This window comes from Candidatus Nealsonbacteria bacterium DGGOD1a, from assembly GCA_022530585.1.
Taxonomy (GTDB): Bacteria; Patescibacteriota; Minisyncoccia; order Minisyncoccales; family UBA5738; genus UBA5738.
Genome location: CP092821.1, coordinates 348,214 through 371,669, shown reverse-complemented (window position 1 = coordinate 371,669; position 23,456 = coordinate 348,214). Strand labels below are relative to the sequence as shown.

Here is a 23,456-nt window from a genome sequence, read left to right as displayed (position 1 = left end):
GTATAACGCAAAAGCGCCCTTTCGGGCGCCGTTAAAGATTTTTTACTCTTCCGTTTTTTCGATCACGCCGTGCGGGCAAACGCTCTCGCCGCCGCAAGTTTCCACCGCGTCGGAATCCACCACCTTGGCTTTGGCGTCATCGTCTTGCGCCATCCCGGCCGGACAGTTCACGGTGCAAATAAAGCATCCCAAACATTTATCTTTGTTCACTTGATATTTTGCCATATTATTTTGTTATTTAATACCATTAAGTTTACCAAATTAATTTATTTACGCAACCCCCCATTAGTTATGGCCACATCTATAATCAACTTCATTGTTTTGACATTCACCAACTTTTAAGAAAGCGAAATTGGAACAAATCAAACTAGTTTTACGGGTTTGTCACGAAAAAAAACAAAATTTTCTCAAGAATAATAAAAATTATTATCGCCAAAGCGCAAAGCAACTTTTTATTTACCTGTTTTTTCAAAACCAACCATCTAAAACCAAGAATTGGAATAACAATTAACATCGCAATTATCGCGATACCAGCCAAATAATTAGTAATTTCATGAATCCTTTCTGCCGGCGATGGAGGGGGTACCCATACACCATACAACGAAGAGTCTTGCGCCTTTGCTTTGCCAAAAAACAATGATAGAAGCAAAAAACTCGTCAGGCGAAAAAATAAATATTTTATTTTGTAAAATGGTTTCATAATTTTTTCTTGCCAAACATCTCCATATGGCACAGGTTCAGCTTTTTTTGGTTGAAATCCCATAAGTGCAGGCTGTTTCCTTGGCAAAAATCCCACCAGACGCAATTTTCGCATTTGCCGGTTTTGCGCCAGTCGCGATCGCGGAAAAGCTGGAATTTCTGGTTCCAAACCTTGGCAAAATCGTCAGTGCGGATATTTCCCTGCTTGGTTTGTCCGCGCGGCAATATCGGACACGCGCCAATATCTCCATTATACAAAATACTGCCAACTTTAATACCCGCCCAGCAAAAGAAAAACTGGTCGCGCATTGTACCTTCCAATTCCGGGCCGAAAAATCCCTCTTCGCAAAAACTGACCTTCAATTTTTTCTCGACTTTTCGTTTTCGGGCGATATAATCAAGCAGATATTCCCATTCCTTGGCGTCCAGAAACATTTCGGCGCATTCTTTGGCGCGGCCGACCGGACTGATAGAAAACATTCGCCAATTGGTAACGCCCAATTCCTTGCAAAGCGCGCAAATCTGATCAAGCTCTTTGATATTGCGCTTGTTTACGCAAGTAATCGCCTCCACGATCGGAAATTTTGCCGCCGCCAGCATCCTGATTCCCGCGGTGGCGCGCTTGAAAGTGTCAATGCCAACCCTTTGCCATGTATGGTTGGCCTCCAAACCGTCCAAACTCACCGATACCGATGACATTCCCGCGTCTTTCATTTTTTCAACGATTTCCGGAGTAATCAATGTGCCGTTGGTCACCATACCCCATGGAAAACCCAGTCCGTTGGCGTATTTCATCACCTCAAAAAGATCGGGCCGCAAAAGCGCTTCGCCGCCGGTCACGGCCACCATAATCTTTTTCGCGTCAAAATTCTTGGCGATATCGCCAAAAGCTTTCTTGATCTCCTCGGTCGTTAATTCACCCGGCGGCACCACATCGCCGCAAGAACTGCCGCAATGCCGGCATCTCAAATTGCACCGCAAAGTGCACTCCCAAAACAAATAGGTCAGTTTATGCTCGACGGTCTCCCGCTTGCAATACTCCTGCCACAACCTCAATTTTCCGATCTTAAAAATATTAGCCATTTTATTGATATACTGACAATGGGCGCGATATCCGGCGCTAGCATTTTGCAAAAGCCATACCTTCGCGATTTTTATCCCTGACGCGATTACGGACATTCTCACATTCTTGAGAATGTGAGAATGTAAACTAAACGCCGATTTTTATTTCTGTCTTTATACTTTGAATTGCGAAACTTTACTCCCAGGCCAGACGATACCTACTCTAAAACCGTTAAATGCAAATGATTTGAAGGGGTCTAACCCTTGCGATTATCCCTCGCGAAAGCCTCGGGACAAACGCAAGGGATAGACCCCAAATGCAAAGCGTTTCGCGATTCAAAGATATTTATGTTTTGTATTGGTTTTTGACCGCGGCGATTTTTCGCGCGATTTCTTTTTGATCGCCCAAATAATAATGTTTTATCGGTTTTAAATCATCGTCCAGCTCATAGACCAGCGGCGCGCCCGTGGGAATGTTTAACTCCGAAATTTCCTTGTCGCCAATGTTGTCCAAATGTTTGATGATCGCGCGCAAGCTGTTGCCATGCGCCGAAATTAAAACATTTTTCCCGCCCTTTATCGCCGGCGCGATTTCTTTTTGCCAATAACCAACCGCGCGCGCGCAAGTGTCGGCCAGCGACTCGGTCCGGGGCATTTGATAGATCGGCACGGCTTTAAAAATCTCCAAATCGTTTTGCTTTCGATAATCCGTTTCGTCCATTTCCGGAGGCCGCACGGAAAAACTCCGGCGCCAGATACGCACTTGCTCCTCGCCGTACTTTCGCGCCATTTCGGCCTTGTTCAATCCTTGCAAGCCGCCATAATGGCGCTCGTTTAACTCCCACGCGAACTTTGTTTCAATGTTTCGCAACCCCATTTGTTCCAAAACAATCGCGGTGGTGTCGGCGGCGCGCTTCAAAACCGAAGTATGGGCCAAATCAAAAACATATCCCTCGTTTTTGAGAATTTTTCCCGCTTCGCTTGCCTCCCAAACGCCCCTCTCCGACAATCCAACATCAACCCAGCCGGTAAACCGGTTTTCCTTGTTCCATATTGATTCTCCGTGCCGCAAAAAAACAATTTTGTATACGGATTTTTTCAGAGCGAGCTTGAAATATTCAATCATCGGCAAAACAAGCCCGGGCAACGCCGCCAAAATCAAAATAGTAACTATTATATTGGCAATCGAAATTATTGGGGTAGCCAAGCTACGCTCGGCCATGGATATCGAAATATTCTCTTGCGCGTTTACCGTTCCCATGAACAGCAAACCCAAAAATAATAATTTTAATTGGAACATTTTCATAAATCTAATTTGACTAAATCGAGGCGCAAAGCATTAAACTGAATATTCCCTTAATCAACATTGCCAAAATTATCATTATAAACGACCATCCCCACAATGTTATCAACCACCTTTTCGTCCCGCCGCGCTTAACATACAAAGAATAGAAAATCGGCCCGGAAAACAGAAGGGCCGCGTACAAAATAAAAGCCACTATCCCCAATAAAGTACTCAATAAAGATTTTTCCTGATCCGCGCCAACGGTCACGCAAGCAAAAACCGGCCCGGTAATTATAAGCCCAAGTATTGATAGTGAGATAATTGATTTGTTGATTGATTGCATGAAAATAGTTATATTGCCAATTCCGCGTCTATTTTTGCCAAACGGTTGTATTTTGCCAGCCGCTCGCCCCGCGCCGGCGCGCTGAAGTTATTTTAACATTATTTGATCAACTGCGTGATTAAGGCGATCATTTGGTCTTTTTCTTTGGTATTGCTTTCGGCAATCAATAATGCCAAGGCGGCCAGCGCGTTGTCATTAATTTTTTTCTCGCCGGTTTGGCGGTAAAGCGCGTTATTTTTATCCAGAAAATAAACAAACAGGAACGAAGCGATACGCTTATTGCCGTCGGAAAACGGATGGTCTTTTATGACCATATAAAGCAAATTCGCGGCTTTTATTTCCAATTCCGGATATAATTCATTGCCGCCGAAGCTTTGGTAAATTCCTTTTATAATCCCTTCGAAGTAATGTTCTCTTTGGGCGCCAAACAAGCCGCCAATCTCTTTTTTTGCCGTTAATTCTTGTTTAATCTGGACGATAATATTCAAGCTTAATTCGTAAGTTAGCGTAAATTCGCCTCGTTTTCCCTTGATTTGTTTGATTTTCCCGCGGTCATATTCGTCAAGAATAGTCAGAGTCTTCGCGTAATCAGCCAGCAAATTCAAAATTTTGTCCGCCTCGCCGATTAATAATTCTTTTTTTGATTTTTCGCGGAGAAAAGCAACCGTGTTTGACAATTGTTCAAATTTTTCTTTGACTTCCGACAGCCGCTTTTCATTAATCATGTATCCTTGTATTAAATAACTCTTCAGTGTTTTTGTGGCCCAAACGCGGAATTGAGTCGCCCGCTTTGAATTAACGCGATACCCAACCGAAATTACCGCATCAAGATTATAAAAAGCGGTTTTGTACTTTTTCCCGTCCGCGGCAGTATGTTCCAAAATGGAACATACTGATTTTTCCTTTAATTCGCCCGTTCTAAAGATATTATTAAGATGTTTTGTAATCGCCGGTCGCTGTATTCCAAAAAGCGACGCAATTTGCGCTTGAGATAACCAAACGGTTTCCTGCCGTAATTTTATTTTCAGTTCTATTTGATTGTCCGGCGATTTATAGATCGCGATCTCGCCCCGCTCAAAATTATTTTTCATTTATTTCTTCTTCGATCTTGGCCAGGCGGTTATATTTGGCCAGCCGCTCGCCGCGGGCCGGCGCGCCGGTTTTGATAAAATCCGCGCCAATGCCGACCGCGAAATCCGCGATAAAATCATCGTTGGTTTCGCCGCTCCGATGGGAAACGATCATCTTCCAGCCGTAGTTTTTCGCCAGCGCCGCGGCTTCCAGCGCTTCGCTCACCGTGCCGATCTGGTTTATTTTCAAGATCATCGCGTTGCACGCCTTTTTCTCTTTGGCCTCTTTCATTCTTTGCGGATTGGTCACCAACAAATCATCGCCAATCACCATTCCCGTGAATGAAAATCTCTGCCATCCCGCCCAATCATCCTCCGCGAACGGGTCCTCCAGTCCGATGATTTGCGGATACTGCGATATTAATCGCGCGTAGAAACCGGCCAAATTGGCGCCGTCAAAACTCCCCATCCGCGTATTGTATTTTCCGGAATTGAAAAATTGGCTCGACGCGACATCGATAATGAATTTCACCGGCACCGGCGGCTGAACGATCGCAATCGCCGCGCACAAACAATCCAGCGCCTCTTTGGGCGCGTTCAGCGGCGGCGCGAACCCGCCCTCATCACCCAGATTCGCGCTTGATTTGCCGTATTTGGCGACAAGGTCTTTTTTCAATTGATGATAAACCTCGCTGGCAATCCGCAGGTTATCGATAAATTTTCCGGCTTGCGGCACGATCATAAATTCCTGAAAATCCAGATCGCCGCCCGCGTGCGCCCCGCCGTTGATCACATTGAAACACGGCTTGGGCAAAGCGACATTTTTGTTTTTTGCCAGCTTGGCGACATAGCGATAGAGCGGCGTTTTTTGGCTTCCCGCCGCGGCGCGCGCGATCGCCAGCGACACTCCGCACATCGCGTTGGCGCCCAAACGAACCTTGTTCGGCGTGGCGTCAATCTCCCGCATTTTTTGATCGATTTCCTGTTGCCGGCGGCAATCCATGCCGATCAATTCCGGATTGATGATTGAATTAACATTGGCAACCGCTTTTAAAACGCCTTTTCCGCCGTAGCGGGCCAAATCCCCGTCGCGCAATTCCGCCGCTTCATAAACGCCCGTGGACGCGCCCGACGGGACGCCCGCGCAAAACACGCCCGCGCCGTTCGCAACGCAGACTTCGAGAGTCGGATTCCCGCGCGAATCAAGAATCTCGCGCGCCTTCACCGATTTAATTTTGGTTTGATTTGAAAACATAGAAACTTAAATTTTTAATTACCAATTTTCAATTTTCAATGAATTTTCAATGTTTCAATGAACCAAACGGAATGCTGATTTGCGTTTTGTTTGTAACATTGGAATTTGAAACATTTATTGAAAATTGGAGGTTTGAAAATTGAAAATTATTTTTGCGTGCGCAAAAATTCCCCGGCCGCCATCGCCGCTTTGGCGCCTTCGCCCGCCGCCACCACGATTTGCTTGTATTTCACATCGCTCACATCGCCGGCAACGAACAATCCCGGAGTTTTGGTCTGGCAACTTTTGGAATCGAATTTAATCTCGTTGCGATCGTTTAACTCCACCAGCCCCTCGGCAAACGAAGATGCCGGCCGGTTGCCCGCTTTTATAAAAACCCCCTCCACGGGCAAGCTTGTTTCCGCGCCGGCGGCGTCCCGATAAACGATATTTTTCACGAAATTCGCGCCTTCGATACGCAAAATTTTCGCATTGGCGACAATTTCAACCTTGCCGGTGTTTTTGGCCGATTCTTGATTGGACGCATCGGCGAAAACCGCCGGGCCGCGCTCCAATATGAATATCTTCTTGGCGAATTTGGCCAAAAACAGCGCCGCCTCAAACGCCGAATTGCCGCCGCCAACCACCGCCACATCGCGTTTGGAAAACAGCGGCCCGTCGCAGGTGACGCAATAACCCACGCCCCGGCCCAAAAACTCTTTTTCGCCCGGAATATCCAGCATCCGCGGCGACGAACCGGTGGCGATTATCACCGCGCGCGCTTCAAGTTTTTCGCGCTCGGTGGCCAAAGAAAACCCTGCTCCGGTTTTTTCCAGTTTAATCGCGTCGGCGATCATAATTTCGGCGCCCAGCAATTTCAGATGGTCTCTAAATTTCGCAATCAATTCCGGCGCCGTGACGATCCCCAAACCCGGATAATTCTCGATGGCCACTTCTTTTTTTGCCATCTGGCCGCCGAATTCGCGCGTAATCAAAACCGATTTTGTTTTTTGCCGCGCCGCATAAATCGCGGCGGTCATTCCCGCCGGTCCGGCCCCGATGATAATTAAATCGTGCATAATCCAAATTCATAATTTCCAATTTTCATTGAATTTTCAATGAAACAATTTTCAAAAAAACAATCACTGAAAATTATAAATTTAATAGAAATTAATAATTTAAAATTAGAAATTTTTAGTTTTATTTTTTCTGTTTCCTCAAAAAAGCGGGTACCTCCCACGCCTTTTCCTTTTCCAGCATCTCATTTTCTTCCATCTCGATCTCTTTCTTCACCTGCAGCGCGTTCTTCCTTACCGGAGCCTCGAATTGGACGGGAACGCTTTGCCCCCGGCCAACCTCATGGTTTTCCTCCGCGGCCGCCGCGGGCCGCTCCCGGGGAGCGATTTGGGGATTTTTCTTTTCCGCCGCCGCGGCGTTTATCTTCACCGGCGCGGATTTTTTAATTTCAATTTTTTTCCGCGGTTTTAACGGTTTGACCGCGCCGTTCTTTTTGGGTGAAATTATTTTCGCGTTGTTTGCCGCGGCCGGATTTTTCTTTTCCGCCGGTTTTCGATCCGGCTTTGCCGCGGCGGCCGGCGCTTCTTTGATTTTTTCCGCGGCCAAAGCGGGTTCTTTGGCGTTATCTTCGGCGCCGCCGTAGACGCATCCGGTCGCAAGCACCGTTACCCTGACCCAATCCGCCTTGGCGCCTTCGTGGCCAACCCCGAAAATTATCTTGGCATCTTTATGGATACGGCTCGCCACGCTGGTCAATATCCGGTTGACTTCAAGCAATTTTAAATCATTCTGGGCGACGATATTCAATAAAAGCCCGCGCGCCTTGTCGATCATATAGGGATAAAGCGGCGAGTCGAAAGCCTTTTCAAACGCATCCAGATTCGCCTCTTCGCCTTTTTTAAATGTTACGGTATTCAAAAACGACATCTTCCCGTTGCCGGAAAGAATCGCCCGCAAATCGGCAAAATCGATATTGATCACTCCGGTATCGTAGATTGTTTCAATCAGCCCCTCAAGGCTGTCGGAAAGCATCGTGTTAATGTAGGAAAGCGTTTTGTTGAAAGGAGTATTTTTTGGAACCACCTCGAAAACCCGTTCGTTGGGCAGAATGGTCATCGCGTTCATATAAGGCTTCAATTTTTCCAGCGCGGTTTTGGCAATCTCGTCTTTTTTGACGCCCTCAAAAACAAACGGCAGGGTGAATATGCCATATGTGAGATTTCCCATACTTTTCGATATTTGCGCGAACACCGGCGCCGCGCCCGAACCCGCGCCGCCGCCCAACGAAGAAACAATAACCACCAAGTCCTGCCCTTCAAGCATCTTCTTGATGCTTTCGCGGTCGGTGTTGGCCGCTTCTTCGGCGATCCGCGCGTCCATTCCCGTACCCAGACCATGGGTAAAATTTTCGCCGAACTGAAAAACCGACACATTCTTGGGCGCGTTGCGCAGCGCCGCGAAATCGGTGTTGGCGATATAAAACGACGATTTTTTCACCTTGCCAGCAATTTCGGAAACAATGTTTCCGCCGCCGCCGCCGATGCCGATGATCCTGATCTTGGTTTTTTTAACTTCAAACTCCGGCTCAATCGTCTTGCCGGCGGTTTGGCTTGCCAAAGTTTTGCGAAGGCGTCTGTCGCCCGATATCGAAGCGCCTCCCTTTGTTCCGGCATGCCCCTGTTCCACCGCCTTGATATTCAACACCTTCGACCGCAGTTTTGACGCGATTTTTACGAGCGGTTTTTGCGCCGTGATTTTCGGCTTCTCAATAATTACCGGCGTTTTTTTCGTCCCGACATTTTTCTTCCGGATTATCTTGTTTTTTTTCGTTTTCATTGTATTTTCGCTAAAATTCTGTTCCTCCGTTTATCAATAATACCACAATGCGAGCGCAAAACGCAAAACGGCAAACATTGGTTTTACGCCTTTATAATCCCGCCGCCCAAAAGTTCCCGGCCGCGATAGAACACGGCTGATTGGCCCGGAGTAACCGCGTATTGCGGCTTTAAAAATTTCAGTTTGTATTTGCCGGCCGTTTCCACAACTTTCGCCTTGGCTTCTTTGCTCCGATAGCGGATTTTGGTTTTGATTTCAAGCGGGAGTTCGGGCTGCGCGCCAATCCAGCGCACGCTTTCCAACGGAACATTTTTTACCGCGAACTCTTTGGACGGCCCAACCAACAATTCATTCTTTCTCGAATCTTTTTTTGCCACATAGAACGGCCCGCCCGAAAGCCCGATGCCTTTGCGCTGGCCGATAGTGTAAAACCACAGGCCGTTATGCCGTCCAATGATGTTTCCGGCGCCGTCGATAATATTCCCCGGTTTTTTCCCGCAATATTTTTCCAAAAACTTATCAATATCGCCGTTCACAAAACAAACCTCCTGCGACTCGGCCGTGAGCGCGCTTGGCAATTTCCATTTCTTCGCCAACTGCCGAACCTCGTTTTTTTCAAAACAACCAACCGGAAAAATAATCCGGCTTAATTGTTTTTGCTCAAGCCGCCATAGAAAATAGGATTGGTCTTTATTTTTATCCGCGCCCCTCAATAAACGGAAAACGCCGCCTTTGTCTTTTTTGATTTGGCAGTAATGGCCCGTGGCCACAAATTCCGCGTCCATAGCCAACGCTTTTTTAACGAGCAATCCGAATTTGATTTCCTGATTGCAAACCACGCAAGGATTGGGCGTCAATCCTTTTTTGACGCCGCGGATAAACCGGTCCACCACCAGCTTCTTGAATTCATCACGCACATCCAAAACATAAAACGGAATATCCAATTGAAGCGCGGTTTTGCGCGCCCGCTGTTCGGATTCCTCAGAGCAACATCTGTTCTGCGGCAAACAAGCGTTGTTTTCCGGCTTGTCCGCCCAAAACTTCATAAACGCCCCGATCACCTCAAACCCCTCTCTAACCAAAATCGCCGCGCTCACCGCGCTATCCACCCCGCCCGACATGGCGCAGACCACCCGAATTTTTTTACCATATTTCATTTTTATATATTACCCCCTAATTAAAAAAATAAAAAAAGTCACCTTTGTTTCTTCTTCCATTTCCTACAGCCGCACCGATGGCATTTTTCCTCACTTCCGCTACGGGGTGCCGAACAATCGGCGCAGAACTGTTTCTTATAATTTTTAATCACAATCACCCCCTTATAAGGCGGTTGCTGATACTAAAACATTTTATAGATTATTTAACAAAAAATGCAAGGTTATAATTCTTGTATTTTGTGTTTTTAAAAGATTTTCTTTAGAAATTATGACTTTGCTTTAAAAACATAGTCTATTATTTTATCCCAGTCCAAATTATCGTTTTCGTAAAAAATATCGACAACATCTTTAGTCATTTCATTAATTTTCTTCACATATAACTCCTTAAATTTGTCATCGCGCTTTTTTGCTTCCTTGTCCAAAGGCCGAATTATTTTTTTATATAATTCATTGTCGCCTGAAATCAATTCCCAAAAAGATTGACCGCAAATCTTATAATAACTCAAATTCGAATCCTTTTTGCTTATCTTGTGCGGCTGGTTGTCGCGCCCATAGATACAACCGTTAACATTTATAATCTCTTTTCTTGGAAATTGAGCTCGGATGATTTTTTTTGCCGCTTTTAAATTTTTTCTTAATGCGTTTACTTGATCACTATTGCCCCAATTCGGACCGGACTTTATCCCAACAATATAAATTTTATCTTCCCGCTCAAACATCAAATCAACGCTACGATATATGCCCTCTTCGGCCTTTTTACCGTCAAAAACTTGGCGGCAAATATTTATCGCCAAATTTTCCATCAAGTCTCCAAAAATCGTTTCTTCTTGAGAAGACAAAAAAGCGTCAAGAATGCCTTTCGCAAAATCGCCGGCAGTTTCAATATTTTTCGCTTTAAACAGATAAGGATTTTTCCGCTTTGCAATATCGACCAAATTTGCCATTCCCAAGCGTTTAAGCCTGATCTCGTAAAACGGCTGAATCACATCCGAAACAATAAAATCATTTAATTTTTCGTAATCAAGTTTTTTCATACAATCCGATTAATACCGTTGTTGATATTTTCAATCGCCAATTTATAGTACTCTTCCTTAATTTCAATGCCAATCGAATTTCTATCCAGTTCAAGGGCGGCAAGAGATGTCGTTCCCGAACCAAGAAAAGGATCGAGCACCAAATCTCCCTGTTGCGTAAAAAGCTTAATAAACCACGCCGGTAATTCTTTGGGAAAAACCGCACTATGGCTTTTATTTGAAGTCTCAGTCGCCATCACTAAAACATTGGTTGGATAAGCCATTTCCCGCCCCACCCATTTAGACACATTCTTGCCAAACCCGCTGCCAACACGCGAATTGTCCCGGATTTTATCAGTTTCACTTAAATTTTTTAAACGAGTTTTCGCCCAATCGCCCATTGGCACCATTACCTCATCTTGGTACATCGCAAAATTCTTACTTTTATTGAATTGCAAAAGCCTTTCCCAAGCGTCCCGAAATCGGTTTGGCCATTTTCCGGGAAAACAATTTTTTTTATGCCAGATAAACTCTTCCGTCCAAAACCATCCTTGTTTCTTCATTTCTATCACCAATTCCATCACATAGGTATGCCTTTCTCCTTCAATCGCTTTTTCTTTAATATTAAGGATAAATGTACCGCTTGGTTTAACAACCCGCAATAATTCGTTAGTTATCGGCAAAAACCATTGCACATAATCATCGGGAGCAATTCCGCCATAAGTTTTTTTTCGTTGATCGGCATATGGCGGCGAAGTTACAATCAAATCAACACTATCGGAATCAATCCGCTTCAAAATCTCAAGGCAATCACCCAAAATAACATCGGTTTTAACCTTGTTTTTACTGAATAAATCAATTTTCTCTCTCGTAAATACCACCATATTGATTCAATATTACCATACCGCTAAATTTTAACAAAAAATCCAGAAATTCGATTCATGTTTTTTTGCCATCCGATTCGTGTTGTAGGGGCGGGCCTTGTGTTCGCCCGAATTAAATTTAATTGTAACGCAAAGGGCGGACACAAGGCCCGCCCCTACAAATCTGTTATTACTTTTCCACGGTTACGCTTTCAATCACTGGCGGGGTCAACGGCTGGTCGTTGGCGCCGGTCGGCAATTCGGCGATTTTGTCCACCACTTCGATGCCTGAAGTCACTTTGCCGAAAATCACATAGCTGGGCGGCAAGGGATAATCTTGGTGCATAATGAAAAACTGGCTGCCATTGGTGTTCGGGCCGCTGTTGGCCATAGCCAAAACTCCCCGATCATACTCGCCGGAAAAAGGTTCATCGGCAAACTGATAGCCCGGGCCGCCCGTGCCCCAGCGCGCTTTCATTGAATCATCTTTGGTCAGCGGATCGCCGCCCTGAATCATAAACCCTTTGATCACCCGATGAAATTTAACGCCGTTGTAAAATCCGGCCTCGGCCAGTTTGGCAAAATTTCCCGCGGTAACCGGCGTTTTGTCGCCGCTCAATTCAACTTTGATCTCTCCCAAATTTGTTTTAATGGTTGCGTTCATAATTTTATTATATTCAAGATCAACTTGCGGCACGGCGCTGCTCATGGCGTGATCGGCCGGCGCATTGTTATTTTCCGCCGGTTTTTGCGATTGCGCGATCCCGGCGTTGCCATCTCCTTTCCGAAGAGCGGCTTCTTCCAGCAGTGTTTTGGGCTGGCTCTTGCCAAAACCCATAAACCAAGCGCCCGCCGCGATCACAACGATCGCGGCCCCGAAAACGATCAGATTATTTTTATTCATATTAAAAATGTAAAAATCGCATTTCCGGATTCATTGTAATCCACGATCAAAAAAAAGACAAATCATCGCGCGCCGCAAGACATTTTCCACGAAACAAAAACGCCGTTAAACGAAAACAGCCTTCCGGTCAAGGAAAGGGCTGTTTTCTAAAATCGCTTTTAAAGACTAGCGATCGCCGTAATCACCGCCATTGTCGCGGTCAAAACTGCGGCGAGGCGCGCGAGGCTCCATCGGCCGAGCTTCGCTGACCGTAATTCTGCGGCCTTCGAAATCCTTGCCGTTGAACATCTCGATGGCCTTCTCGGCTTCTTCTTCGGTGGAAAATTCCACGAATCCAAAACCTTTCGAGCGACCGGACATTTTATCGGTGATAACAATCGCCGATTCAACATTGCCGGCAACCGAGAAACCTTCTCTCAAGCTATCCTGGGTGGTGCTGTAAGGCAACCCACCAATGTATAATTTCTTGTTCATTGATATAAAATTTTTTTGGTAGGGCGACCACTCGCCGGCTGAAGTTGAATTCTAACCATAGAGAACACCTACGCTTTCAAAAACATAATAGCACTTATCTTGATTTTAATCAAATCGGATATCCACAGGCCAAGCTTGGGCTACGAAGCCTGTTTTCCGAAACAATATCGCGCGGTTTGGTAATTTCTGCGAAACGCGGCGACTTCTTTGGCCACGGTTTCGGGCGATTCTTTGTCCAAAACCGCGCGCTTGATGAATTTGGCGATCTGCTTCATTTCATCTTCTTTCATCCCGAAGCGCGTCATTTCCTGCGTGCCAATGCGAATGCCGCGCGGATTCTTGGGACTGATGCCGTCGCCCGGAATAATGTTTTTATTCAAAATGATATTCGCCTTTTCAAGAGTGTCGGCCACCAACCCGCCAAAACCGATCTCGCCGCAATCGACAAGCACCTGATGCGATTTGGTAAATCCCAGCTCTTTGGCCAATACATTAAACCCGAGGTTATACAACTCTCGCGCCAGCGCCTGCGCGTTGCCGACAATCTGCGCCGCGTAATCCTTGCCGAATGTTTGCATTTCGCGCAACGCGCCGTACAGCGCCGGCATTCTATGCAAGTGATGGTTGGAAGAGAATTGCGGAAACACCGCCGCCTGAATCTTTTTCTGCGTTGCCTCGTCGATATTCCCCAGAATCATTCCTCCTTGCGGGCCGGGAAAAGTTTTGTGGGTCGAGGTGGTGACGATATCCGCGCCTTCGCGCAAAGGGTCCTGGAAAATCCCGGCCGCGATCAAGCCCAAAACATGCGCCGCGTCGTAAATAATTTTCGCCCCCGCCTCATCGCACGCTTTGCGCAATTCTTTAATCGGCTGGGGGAACAGGATTACCGACCCGCCGATGACGATGAATTTCGGTTTGGTTTCCAATATCTTGGCGCATGATTTTTCCGCGTTCATCGTGCAATCGTCATTATATATCAGCGAGTCAACTTCCAAACCAAGAGTGCCCGCCGCGCCCGCTTTTTCGTGGGAAACATGCGATCCGTGTTCGATCCCCAAAGATAAAATTTTATCTCCCCTTTGGGAAATGGCCGCGAACGCCGCGTAGTTGGCAATGGTTCCCGAAAGCGGCCGGATATCGCAAAAATTCGCGCCAAAATGCTTTTTCATTTCTTGCTGGGTCAAATCCTCGATCTGATCCACATATTGCAATCCGCGGTAATAGCGTTTGTAGGGCACACCCTCGGCGTATCGATGCATCAAATCGCTGGTATAAAGTTTTTCGCAAACCGGCGACATCGCGTTTTCCGACGCGATCAAATTCAAACATTCGCCTCTCCACTTGTTGTGCTCTCCGACCAATATATTTATTTTTTCCATAATTTTCGCTGTTATTCGATTTTTTATTCTAAATTCTCATCCTCCGTTTGGTCTTCCCCGGAAAATTTATCGATGCAATCTTGGCGATAATCTCCGGGCAAGAGAGAACAATCGCCGTTGAATTTATTGATATAGGAATCCAACAAACAGTCGGCGACGGGTCCGTCAAACTTTAATTCACGACACTTGTATAAACTTTTTTTATCGCCATCGTTGGCGATTAAAAACGCCTCCACGCCAGCTTGGCAAACCGACATATCGCTATCGCCGATAAGCGCGCAAATCCCGGCGTCCTTCTTGGCAAGAGCAATGGCGGATACGCAAAGATTTTCCAACGCCGTATTGCTTATCTGGCCGCAAAAATCCGGATTTCCGACGGCTTTCGCGACCATCAACACACAGTTGTCTCTCAAAAGATCGTTTTCCACTTCGGAACAACCCGCCGGATTATTATTTTTAACGGCCGCGGCGGCGGCGGCCTCATCCAAACATTTCCGCACTCCCTGGCTTGTTTTAAACCAACCGCAATCATCGGCCGAGGGCGCGGCGTAATCATAAATATTGCCGCTTATTTCACCGGCCGCCGCTTGATCCGACTGTTTGTCCACATCAACATCTTTTTGGACGCGGTCGCTAACGCCCTTTTCTTGGTGAAACGCCAAAAACCAAACCATTGGCGCGGCGACAAGCAGAACCGCCGCGGCAATAATTATCGCCTTCAGCGGCCCGGACTTGGCCGAACTTTCATCGCCAATTTCATATTCTTCGTTTTGTTCGCCGTCAATTTCCCAATTTTGTTCCATACATATATTATATTATTGCAACAAAAAAATATTCGTGAGGCAAATTTATCATAACCTTACGGCGCGCTATAAAAAATACAGGATACGATATCGTTATTGCCGACATAAATCCCGGATATTTCTTGCCTGTCGGCGGAAAACGCGCCGTTTGACTGCGAAGAGCCCGTGCAAGAGCCGCTAACCAGATGATATCCCGCCTTGGACGCGGATTGCTGTTCGGCGATCGAGAAAGGGCCTTCCGCCGTATCCACGCATACGGAATCGGCCCGGCCGTTGCTATCGGTTATCTTATTGGCTTCACCGGCAATCGTATAAGCCCAAGCCGCCAGCTCCTGGCTGTTGCTGTTTATTTGATCATCGGTCGTCGCAAGATTTCCATCCCTGTCGATAACTTTGTTAACGCTGATCGTACCGCCGCAAAGTTCCGTGGCGATCTCTTCCAATGTCGCCGCGAGCTGGCCGTAATCGCTTACGCTGTAATAAGATTCGGGACTTGAAACCGCAATCATATTGTTGGCTTTCAGGCTGTTGCCCAACCCAATCCCTATAATCCGAATACCGGAACTTTTAATCGTCGCCGCCTGCGTCAGAGCCGCCGCCAATGCCTCATTTTTATTACAATCTCGAGCCATTCTTCTGTTGTTGGCCGCAAGCGTTCCGATACAACGGGTGGGATTGCCGTCCGACGCAAAAATTATAAGATTTTTGCGATTCGAATTTGAAGATGCAAATGCGTCTTTCGCGGCCACCAAAGCCGCTTCCCAGTTTGTGACCCCGTCGCTGCGCGGCGTACCAATCGCCGCATTGATGGCGTTGATATCGGATGTAAAACCGTTCAGCAAGGTTGCGTTCGTGTCAAAATCAATCACCGAAAATTGGCTGGGCGTACCCGACAGCGTGTTGGTAAAATTTTTAAAAGCGTTCTTCATTAAAACAAGGGAACTATTGCTGATGCTAAGAGAGCTGTCCATTACCAAAACCGTGTTTAGCCCGCAAGAATCAATACTGTTGGTGCAATTAACGGAGAGAGGCGTCTCCACCACCGGCGGAGTTATCCCTATTTTGCAATTATCGTCGCAAGACGCGATCAAATTTTCACATTCCGTTTCATCGCCTCCGCCCCGCGCCACGCATTCGTCGATATTTTCAGCCGGCTCGCATTCTTCGGACGATTGAACGATCCCATCGCCGCAGGACTGGCAACTAAGCTGAAATTTCCACCAGCTGTCCTTGTTAAAAGATCCTGTCACGGTTAAAGCCAGCGTGACAATCAGCCAACCGCTATAAGCCACAAACGCGCCGATCGCCACCGCCTTGAAAGTATTTTTTATTTTTTCCAGAATTTCAGGATCGTCTTTTTTTACCATCAAAATCAACCCGGCGATAACCAGCGATATCAAAATAGCCGCGGGAACCACCGCTTTCAAAACATAACCTATGGTATTGGCGATCATCGCGAAAAAATCGCATATCGTGCATTCGTTATTGTGGCCGGTGCAAGTTACCAATGCCGCCTGCGCCGCGGCGGCGGAAAAAAGCGACGCGCAAACGACAATTGCCGCAAAAATTATTTTTTTATTCATTTCACCGATAAATTTTAAGCCAATCGCTTGTTTTTATTATAAAACAACCGTTTCCCATTGCCAATCCCGCGATATGTAACCCCTCACCGGGGAGCAAATTTGTTGAGGTTTGACCTCAAGAATTTGTATTTTGAGGTCAATCCTCAACGAATTTGCGGTAAGGGCTGGCGCGAATTTGAAGGTCAAACATCTCACAAGCCGAGGATTGACCTCCAAATTCGCTATTTTTACTTCCCGGTAAGCGGTTACCGCGATATCGGCCCGACTTGGCCGGAATCGATTGATTTGCCGCGCGAATATATGAAAAAACGCGTTTATCGCGCGAATCAAAAATAATCCTTGCCGTCAAAAATATAAACATAACCAATGCGCGGAACCAAACCCTAAAATCGAGCGGCGAATATCTTAAACGCCACTAAATATATTCCGTCCGCCGGAAAAGAAAATTTAAAAACGCGTCAAGAACAAATTGCGACAGCGAGGACTTGAAAAATCGGGCGCAGAACCGGATTGATGAAAATGCGAAAGCAAAATCATTACTTCAGTGTAACGATAATGAAAAAAAATTCAAGTGCCAAAATCGCAAACTTATCCACAGGATAAAAAACGCGGGCGAAACGCGGCGGCGCGGCAGGCAATCCGTTTAAAAAACCGTCAAACCGGCTTGCGGTAAAACCAGCGTTTCGCGATCGCGTATTGCAAATAGCCGAATATCAAAATAATTCCAAAAGTGAAAACCAGCGACATCAATTCAAGTTTTTGCAATCCGAAAATCGCGGACAGCGGAGGCCAATAAACCGCGGCCGCGATCAAAATGGCGGAAACCGCCGCCACGATTCCCAGCGCGCGCCGCCGAATCTTTCCGGGGACGAAACCGTAATTTAGCGGCGCCAAAATAAAATACCAATATCCCAGCGCGATCAGCGAAATCATCACCGGAAAATTGGAGTAAGCATACCGGGCGCCAACCGGCTCCAAAACAAAAACCGATGTGGCCGCGAGCGCCATAATAATCCCGTTAACAACGGAAAACAACAGGATTTTTCCCATAAATCGCGATTTGGGATTGAATCCTTCGCTCGGAATCGGAAAAAATGTCCAATAAAACATCGGCAGCCAAATCGTGAAATAATTTATCACCGTCATATTGCTGGGCGAAAGCGGATAAGTGTACCCCATTATCGCCAAAGCCAAAAACAAAACCAGCCCGATCACCACTTTGTTCAAAAAAACGCTGGCGACCAACTCGATGTTCAAAATCACCGCCTCGGCCAAAGCCACGCCTTTGGGCAGCGCGGAAAAACTGTTGTTCATCAATACCACTTGAGCGATCTGGCGGGTCGCTTCCGCGCCATCGAACATGGCCACGCCCAGATCGGCCTTTTTTATCGCCAGCGCGTCATTGGCGCCGTCGCCCACCATCGCGGTGTAACCCGACTTTTTCAACAATTTGATTATTTTTTCTTTTTGCGCGGGCTTGACGCGCGCGAATAAATGGAACGCCGGCACCCTTTCTTCGTATTCGATATCATCCCACGATTCCATCTCCGGTCCGGTGGCCACCATATCGGCGTATTTCATTCCCGCCTGCAACGCCACCGCCTGCACCGTGCGCGGCCCGTCCCCCGAAATCACCCGAATCCGCACATCCCGCTTTTGGAAAAAATCGATGATCTTTTCCGTTCCGGGCCGCAGCGGATCGCGCAAAACAAACAGCGCCTCCGGCCGCAAGCTGTTTCCGTCCAAAAGCGAACCGGCGGGCAAACCGGCGGTCGTGGCCAAAAGAATCAACCGTTTGGCCGCGGCGGCGTAGGTTTCGACATGCTCTTTCAAAATATCGTTCCCGTCCCCGGAAGAAAAGTGTCTCATTAAAATATCCGGCGCGCCCAGTACCACGGCAACCGGCGCGCCCCCGAAACGCAGCCAAGCGATACCGTATTTCCTTTCCGAAGAAAAAGGCAGCGAAGCCTCGACCGCGCCGGAAAAAGAAATTGCCGCGCGGACGCGCAGTGCCGTGGCCATCTCGGAAGTGTCGCGGTTGGCAAAAATATAACCGGCCAGCATCTGCCCGATCGCAACCGAATCGCAACCGTTGTAAACCACCACTTCTTCCAATACCGGCTTGCGCTCGGTAAGCGTGCCGGTTTTATCAATGCATAGATTTCTTATCCGGCCCAGCTTTTCCGTGGCGTTGATCTCCTGCATCAGCACATCGTCTTTCAGCATCCTGATGGCTCCGTAAGTGAAAAAAACCGTGATCGAAAGAACCAAGCCCTGCGGCACCAAAGTGCCGGTCAGCGCGCCGATGTCGCGCACCATCGAAACAACCGCGTCGTTAGTCTGAATGCCGTGCGCCACCACATAAGCGATAACGAACAACAGCAAATACGACATGTATTTGATGAACGCGTTTAAATTTTTCTGGATCGGGCTGGGATCGGGTTTGTATTTTTTTATCTTTTCGGTCATCCGCATCAGATAACTGTCTTGCGGCAAAGCCTCAACCCGCATAGATCCGAAACCCGACATAACAATGCTTCCCGCCAAAATCTGATCCCCCGTTTTTTTCTTGATATAATTCGATTCGCCGGTTATCAACGCTTCGTTGGCCTCAATACCGCCGCTCTCCACAATCAACCCGTCGGCCGGCACATGGTCGCCGATATCGATTTGCAAAATATCGTCTTTTTTGATCTGTTCCAATGTTATCCGCCGCTTCTCGCCATTGGGTTCCGCGCGGATAATCCGCGGCGCGGCCAATATCTGCAATTTTTCCAGCGCCACCTTGGCGCGCAAATCCTGCACGATGCCGATAACCACATTCAAAACCAAAACGCTGCCCAGAAACAAACCTTCCCGCGCTTCCTTGAAGACCAGAAGCAACCCCGAAGCAACAAGAAAAATCGCGTTCACCAAAGTCACCGCGTTGCCGATAACTACCGGCCTAAGATTCTTGGCGATTATCCGGCAGGTCAGAAAAAAGCCGCCGGCCCGCTTTTGATTTTCATTGGAATTCATTTTTCTTCGCGGTATTAAGGTTGAAATAAGGTTTCGGGAATGAATCTCGCTTCGCCGATTCCGGCGAATTGTTTTGCCGTGGCCTCGATCTGAAACCACAGCGTCGCGGCACGGCAGGAACCGCCGCCGGTTTTATTTTGCGGATCATCGAATTCCAAAGTTAAAATTCCATCCTCAAGATTCGCCCCTTTAAGCGCCAATCCGGGCAAAGGAAATTCGGTCGCCAAACCGGTTTTCTTTTCGTTTTCGGTCAACTGCCCCTTGATCAATAAATTTATCGCGTCCCAAACCGGCGTGTTTGTAACCGGAATCTGGCGCGATACCGAAACCAATCCCCGGCGCGAACACATTACATTGCCCGCGGAATCCTTGTCGATTTCGGGCGCGTAATAATAAAGTTCGATATTCCGGATTTTAATTTCGTCAACCGGCGCGATGGCTCTTGTGTGCCAAAAAATCGCGGCCGTAACGGCGGTCGCGCCGGCTAAAAAAAATATCAAAATAATTTTTTTCATATTCCAATCCGCTCCGCGTTTATTTTAACAAAAATAAACCGATTAAGTAAGCGGCCGCGGCCGCGCTTCCAATTTCAAAACAAAATCGTCCCATAACCGGTCTTTGGGCGGCGGGGCGATAATGGCGACTCGGGTTTTGGCGACCGGATGGACGAACTCTATGCCGCGGGCGTGAAGATTGATGCCGCCGTCGATGTTGGCGCCTCCATATCCGTATTTCACATCGCCTCTTATCGGACAACCGATCTTGGCCAGCTGGGCGCGTATCTGATGGTGCCGGCCGGTTTGCAAATCAATTTCCAAACAGCGATAACCATCGCTTTCCGCCGCTATCTTATAGAAAAGAACCGCCTTTTGCGAGTTCAAAACTTCCCGATCATACGCCCGCGATTTATTCCGCGCCGTATCGCGCACTAAATAATGTTCCAGCGTTCCCGAATCCGCGGCCGGCCGGTTTTTCACGATCGCCCAGTAAGTTTTGCGAATCTGCCTTTCCTTGATCATTTCATTCAATCGCGACAAAGCTTTGCCGGTGCGGGCGAACAGCACCACTCCGCTCACCGGCCGGTCGATCCGATGCGCCACGCCCAAAAAAACCGCGCCCGGCTTATTATATTTTTCTTTGATATAAGCCTTAACTTTATCGCCCAAAGTGATATCTCCGGTTTTGTCCCCTTGGACAATATCCGAAACCCGCTTATTGACCGCGATAATATGATTATCTTCGTACAGTATTTCCATAGCCCGCGTTTTTTAAGCTTATTTTCAAAGTGTGGAAAAACTATTTTTCCACGCTCTCATTTTATATCTTTTAACGAAAGAAACAACAATCGGAAACAACAATCGGCCCGAAATTGACAATTTTTTGGAAAAATCATATATAGATACTGTTGCCTACCGAATGGTAGGTAATTATCTTGAATCACGCAACATTAAATTCAAAAGAATTAAATTAAAATTCATATGGAAAATGAACGCAAAAACGAGATAATTTCGGCGGCCAAGAAGTTGTTCGCTTTAAAGGGATACTCGCCCACCTCGATGGACGATATCGCCCGGGATGTCGGCATCACCAAAGCGTCGCTTTATTATTTTTTCAAAGGGAAAGAGGAAATATTCGCGGCCATTATCGAGGAAGTGATCGCGGAAATCAAATTTTCGCTGGGCGCGGAATTGAAAGTTTGCAAGCCCGACTCGCGCTGTTTGGCACAAATGATTAACCGCACAATCGCCATTTGCCTGAAAAACGGCATCGTCATCCGGCCCGTGGATATGAAAGTCGCCGGATTGCATCCGATCGTTTTTACAAAGATATTGCCGATGCTCGCCGAAATGAAAAAAAATCTGGGCAAAGTGCTGGCCTGCTACGGCGTGAAGCATCATGATCTGGCCGCCGAAGTTCTGGTGAATTCGGTGCACGCCTATGTGTTGCAAAGCAAGCACGGCATAAAAATCGCGCCGCAAAAAGCTTACAGCGAGTATCTGGCATCGCTTTTTATCAAACAATAAACATTCAATATGAACATTTTCACAATTTTAGCCAAACACAAAATAACCGTAATCTTTTCAATTCTCGCGGTCGCCGCGGCCTCTCTGGCGACCATAAACGCGCTTAAAACGCAAACCTCGGGCCAAACCGCGGAAAGCGCGCCGATGGTTTCGCTGGTATCGGCAAGCGATTACCAAAAACAAAAAACCGTGGATATCGGCAACGGAACCGTGCAATCGCTGGGCCAGGCCGACCTGCGGTCGCAATTTTCAGCGCCGATCACCCGGATAAACGCAAAACTCGGCGATAAAGTTGGCGCCGGGCAAGTTCTGATACAATTGAAAAACGACGACATAATCGCCCAAATGGATCAGGCTCAAGCCGCGCTGGCATCCGCACAATCGCGCTTGGACGAACTGAAACGCGGCAATCGCGCCGAAGACATCGCCATTTCGCAAACATCGGCCGGCGAAACCCAAACCGCGCTGATCAATTCGATAAAAGACGCCTATGCCAAATCCGACGACGCGATTCATAATCATATTGATAAATTTTTCCAGAATCCGCGGGGAATAAACGCCGATTTCCTGATAATTCTCAACATCGGCGGCAACCAGGCAACCGTGCAACCGTCGAACTCCGATCTGGCCAGAGATGTATCGAACGAAAAATATGCTCTTGAGTCAACTTTCAAAATATGGCAAGACGCCACTTCAAAATTGCATGCATCCGCGGATAAAAACGAGATCGAAATCGCTCTCGCGGCGGCCAAAAGCAATTTGCAATCGGAAATTGATTTTATGAATCTGATGGCGCCGATAGTAAACGATCTGACGATCGACAACACGACATACAAACAAGTTCTCGACGGATACAAAACCGAATTTTCCGCCAGCCGCAGTACCGTGAGCGGCGCGCTCGCGTCTTTGCAGGGGGCGGAAACTTCGTGGAGAACCGCGAACAAATCATTGGATTTAAAACTCGCCGGATCATCGGAAGAACAAATAAGCCAAGGCCAGGCCGCGGTTGACCAGGCGCAGGCTTCGGTCAACGCCTTACGGGCGACTTTGGCGAAAACCGCGATCGTTTCACCTATCGCCGGCGAAATTTCATACATCAACGGACACATTGGAGAATTCGTTTCGGCCGGGGCGCTGGTCGCCAGCGTGATCAATCCCGACGCGCTGCAAGTCAAAGCCTATGTTTCCGAGAATGATTTGCCGTTTGTTTCCGAAAACGACGCGGCGACAATCGGAGATAACGCGACAGGCATCGTGCAAACAATCTCCCCCGCGGTCGATTCTCAAACCAAAAAAGCCGAAATCAATGTTCTTGTGACTAAAAACGCGCGAAATCAAATCGTTGTCGGCCAGAGCGTAAGCTTGAAGATCGCCAGCGCAAAACTTAAACAAACCGGCAACGCCTATTTGCTGCCGATAGAAATGGTTCGGTTTTCCGGAAACGGGAACTATGTGTTTATCGTTGGCAACGGCCTGATAGAACAAGTCCCGGTGACAACCGGCGAAATCGTGGGCGAGAATGTCTATGTGATAGAAGGCATAACGCCCGATATGAAAATCGTTTCCTCGGCGCGCGGACTTAAGGCGGGAGACAAAGTCAATATTCAATAAAATTAAAAATGTTAAAATCAAAAATTAAAATGACAATTAAAACATTTTGCAATTTTAACATTGTCATTTTTCATTTTGATT

General features: G+C 47.3%; 21 protein-coding genes. 2 read left to right on the top strand and 19 right to left on the bottom strand.

Annotated elements, in window-relative coordinates; all coding sequences use genetic code 11:
• Positions 1 to 42: 42 nt before the first annotated feature.
• From L7H18_01860 to L7H18_01770, 19 genes are all read right to left on the bottom strand, one after another.
• Positions 43 to 225, bottom strand: a complete 183-nt coding sequence (locus L7H18_01860) for a ferredoxin (protein ID UMX48269.1) — start codon at positions 223 to 225, stop codon at positions 43 to 45.
• Between the two features lie 148 nt (positions 226 to 373).
• Complete coding sequence (locus tag L7H18_01855; protein UMX48268.1) at positions 374 to 763, bottom strand: TrbC/VirB2 family protein; 390 nt, start codon at positions 761 to 763, stop codon at positions 374 to 376.
• Positions 697 to 1,782: a radical SAM protein gene (locus tag L7H18_01850; protein ID UMX48267.1), complete on the bottom strand. Its 1,086-nt coding sequence runs from the start codon at positions 1,780 to 1,782 to the stop codon at positions 697 to 699. Before L7H18_01850 ends, L7H18_01855 begins: the two co-directional genes overlap by 67 nt.
• Positions 1,783 to 2,107: 325 nt before the next feature.
• A complete protein-coding gene (gpmA, locus tag L7H18_01845) occupies positions 2,108 to 2,887 on the bottom strand; it encodes a 2,3-diphosphoglycerate-dependent phosphoglycerate mutase (GenBank protein UMX48464.1) in 780 nt (259 codons plus the stop codon).
• 600 nt (positions 2,888 to 3,487) lie between these two features.
• Complete coding sequence (locus L7H18_01840) at positions 3,488 to 4,480, bottom strand: virulence protein RhuM/Fic/DOC family protein (GenBank protein ID UMX48266.1); 993 nt, start codon at positions 4,478 to 4,480, stop codon at positions 3,488 to 3,490.
• The gene (gene eno, locus L7H18_01835; protein ID UMX48265.1) at positions 4,470 to 5,714 is read right to left on the bottom strand and encodes a phosphopyruvate hydratase; all 1,245 of its coding nucleotides are present in this window, start codon (positions 5,712 to 5,714) and stop codon (positions 4,470 to 4,472) included. Before eno ends, L7H18_01840 begins: the two co-directional genes overlap by 11 nt.
• Before the next feature lie 146 nt (positions 5,715 to 5,860).
• A complete protein-coding gene (locus L7H18_01830; GenBank protein ID UMX48264.1) occupies positions 5,861 to 6,772 on the bottom strand; it encodes an FAD-dependent oxidoreductase in 912 nt (303 codons plus the stop codon).
• Between the two features lie 121 nt (positions 6,773 to 6,893).
• Entirely contained in the window at positions 6,894 to 8,546 is a 1,653-nt protein-coding gene (locus tag L7H18_01825) for a cell division FtsZ family protein (GenBank protein ID UMX48263.1), read from the bottom strand.
• A gap of 83 nt (positions 8,547 to 8,629) precedes the next feature.
• Positions 8,630 to 9,703 (bottom strand): tRNA 2-thiouridine(34) synthase MnmA, encoded by a 1,074-nt coding sequence (gene mnmA, locus L7H18_01820; GenBank protein UMX48262.1) that lies wholly within the window; start codon positions 9,701 to 9,703, stop codon positions 8,630 to 8,632.
• Positions 9,704 to 9,969: 266 nt separating this feature from the next.
• Positions 9,970 to 10,737: a cytosolic protein gene (locus L7H18_01815; protein UMX48261.1), complete on the bottom strand. Its 768-nt coding sequence runs from the start codon at positions 10,735 to 10,737 to the stop codon at positions 9,970 to 9,972.
• The gene (locus tag L7H18_01810) at positions 10,734 to 11,600 is read right to left on the bottom strand and encodes a site-specific DNA-methyltransferase (GenBank protein UMX48260.1); all 867 of its coding nucleotides are present in this window, start codon (positions 11,598 to 11,600) and stop codon (positions 10,734 to 10,736) included. Before L7H18_01810 ends, L7H18_01815 begins: the two co-directional genes overlap by 4 nt.
• A gap of 169 nt (positions 11,601 to 11,769) precedes the next feature.
• Complete coding sequence (locus L7H18_01805; GenBank protein ID UMX48259.1) at positions 11,770 to 12,483, bottom strand: peptidylprolyl isomerase; 714 nt, start codon at positions 12,481 to 12,483, stop codon at positions 11,770 to 11,772.
• Between the two features lie 165 nt (positions 12,484 to 12,648).
• Positions 12,649 to 12,957, bottom strand: a complete 309-nt coding sequence (locus L7H18_01800; GenBank protein UMX48258.1) for an RNA-binding protein — start codon at positions 12,955 to 12,957, stop codon at positions 12,649 to 12,651.
• Positions 12,958 to 13,097: 140 nt separating this feature from the next.
• A complete protein-coding gene (locus tag L7H18_01795) occupies positions 13,098 to 14,336 on the bottom strand; it encodes a serine hydroxymethyltransferase (GenBank protein ID UMX48257.1) in 1,239 nt (412 codons plus the stop codon).
• Between the two features lie 23 nt (positions 14,337 to 14,359).
• Positions 14,360 to 15,139, bottom strand: a complete 780-nt coding sequence (locus L7H18_01790; GenBank protein UMX48256.1) for a hypothetical protein — start codon at positions 15,137 to 15,139, stop codon at positions 14,360 to 14,362.
• A 56-nt stretch (positions 15,140 to 15,195) separates the two neighbouring features.
• Positions 15,196 to 16,722, bottom strand: a complete 1,527-nt coding sequence (locus L7H18_01785; GenBank protein ID UMX48255.1) for a VWA domain-containing protein — start codon at positions 16,720 to 16,722, stop codon at positions 15,196 to 15,198.
• A gap of 654 nt (positions 16,723 to 17,376) precedes the next feature.
• Positions 17,377 to 19,740 carry a cation-translocating P-type ATPase gene (locus tag L7H18_01780; GenBank protein ID UMX48254.1) on the bottom strand — a complete coding sequence of 788 codons (2,364 nt, stop codon included), beginning with the start codon at positions 19,738 to 19,740 and terminating at the stop codon, positions 17,377 to 17,379.
• Positions 19,741 to 19,754: 14 nt separating this feature from the next.
• Positions 19,755 to 20,255, bottom strand: a complete 501-nt coding sequence (locus L7H18_01775) for a hypothetical protein (GenBank protein ID UMX48253.1) — start codon at positions 20,253 to 20,255, stop codon at positions 19,755 to 19,757.
• Positions 20,256 to 20,297: 42 nt separating this feature from the next.
• The gene (locus L7H18_01770; GenBank protein UMX48252.1) at positions 20,298 to 20,996 is read right to left on the bottom strand and encodes an RluA family pseudouridine synthase; all 699 of its coding nucleotides are present in this window, start codon (positions 20,994 to 20,996) and stop codon (positions 20,298 to 20,300) included.
• Positions 20,997 to 21,218: 222 nt separating this feature from the next.
• Here L7H18_01770 and L7H18_01765 point away from each other — a divergent pair, with 222 nt between their 5' ends.
• On the top strand, positions 21,219 to 21,764 hold the full coding sequence (locus L7H18_01765) for a TetR/AcrR family transcriptional regulator (GenBank protein UMX48251.1): 546 nt from the start codon (positions 21,219 to 21,221) through the stop codon (positions 21,762 to 21,764).
• A gap of 9 nt (positions 21,765 to 21,773) precedes the next feature.
• Positions 21,774 to 23,375 (top strand): efflux RND transporter periplasmic adaptor subunit, encoded by a 1,602-nt coding sequence (locus tag L7H18_01760; GenBank protein UMX48250.1) that lies wholly within the window; start codon positions 21,774 to 21,776, stop codon positions 23,373 to 23,375.
• Positions 23,376 to 23,456 lie beyond the last annotated feature (81 nt).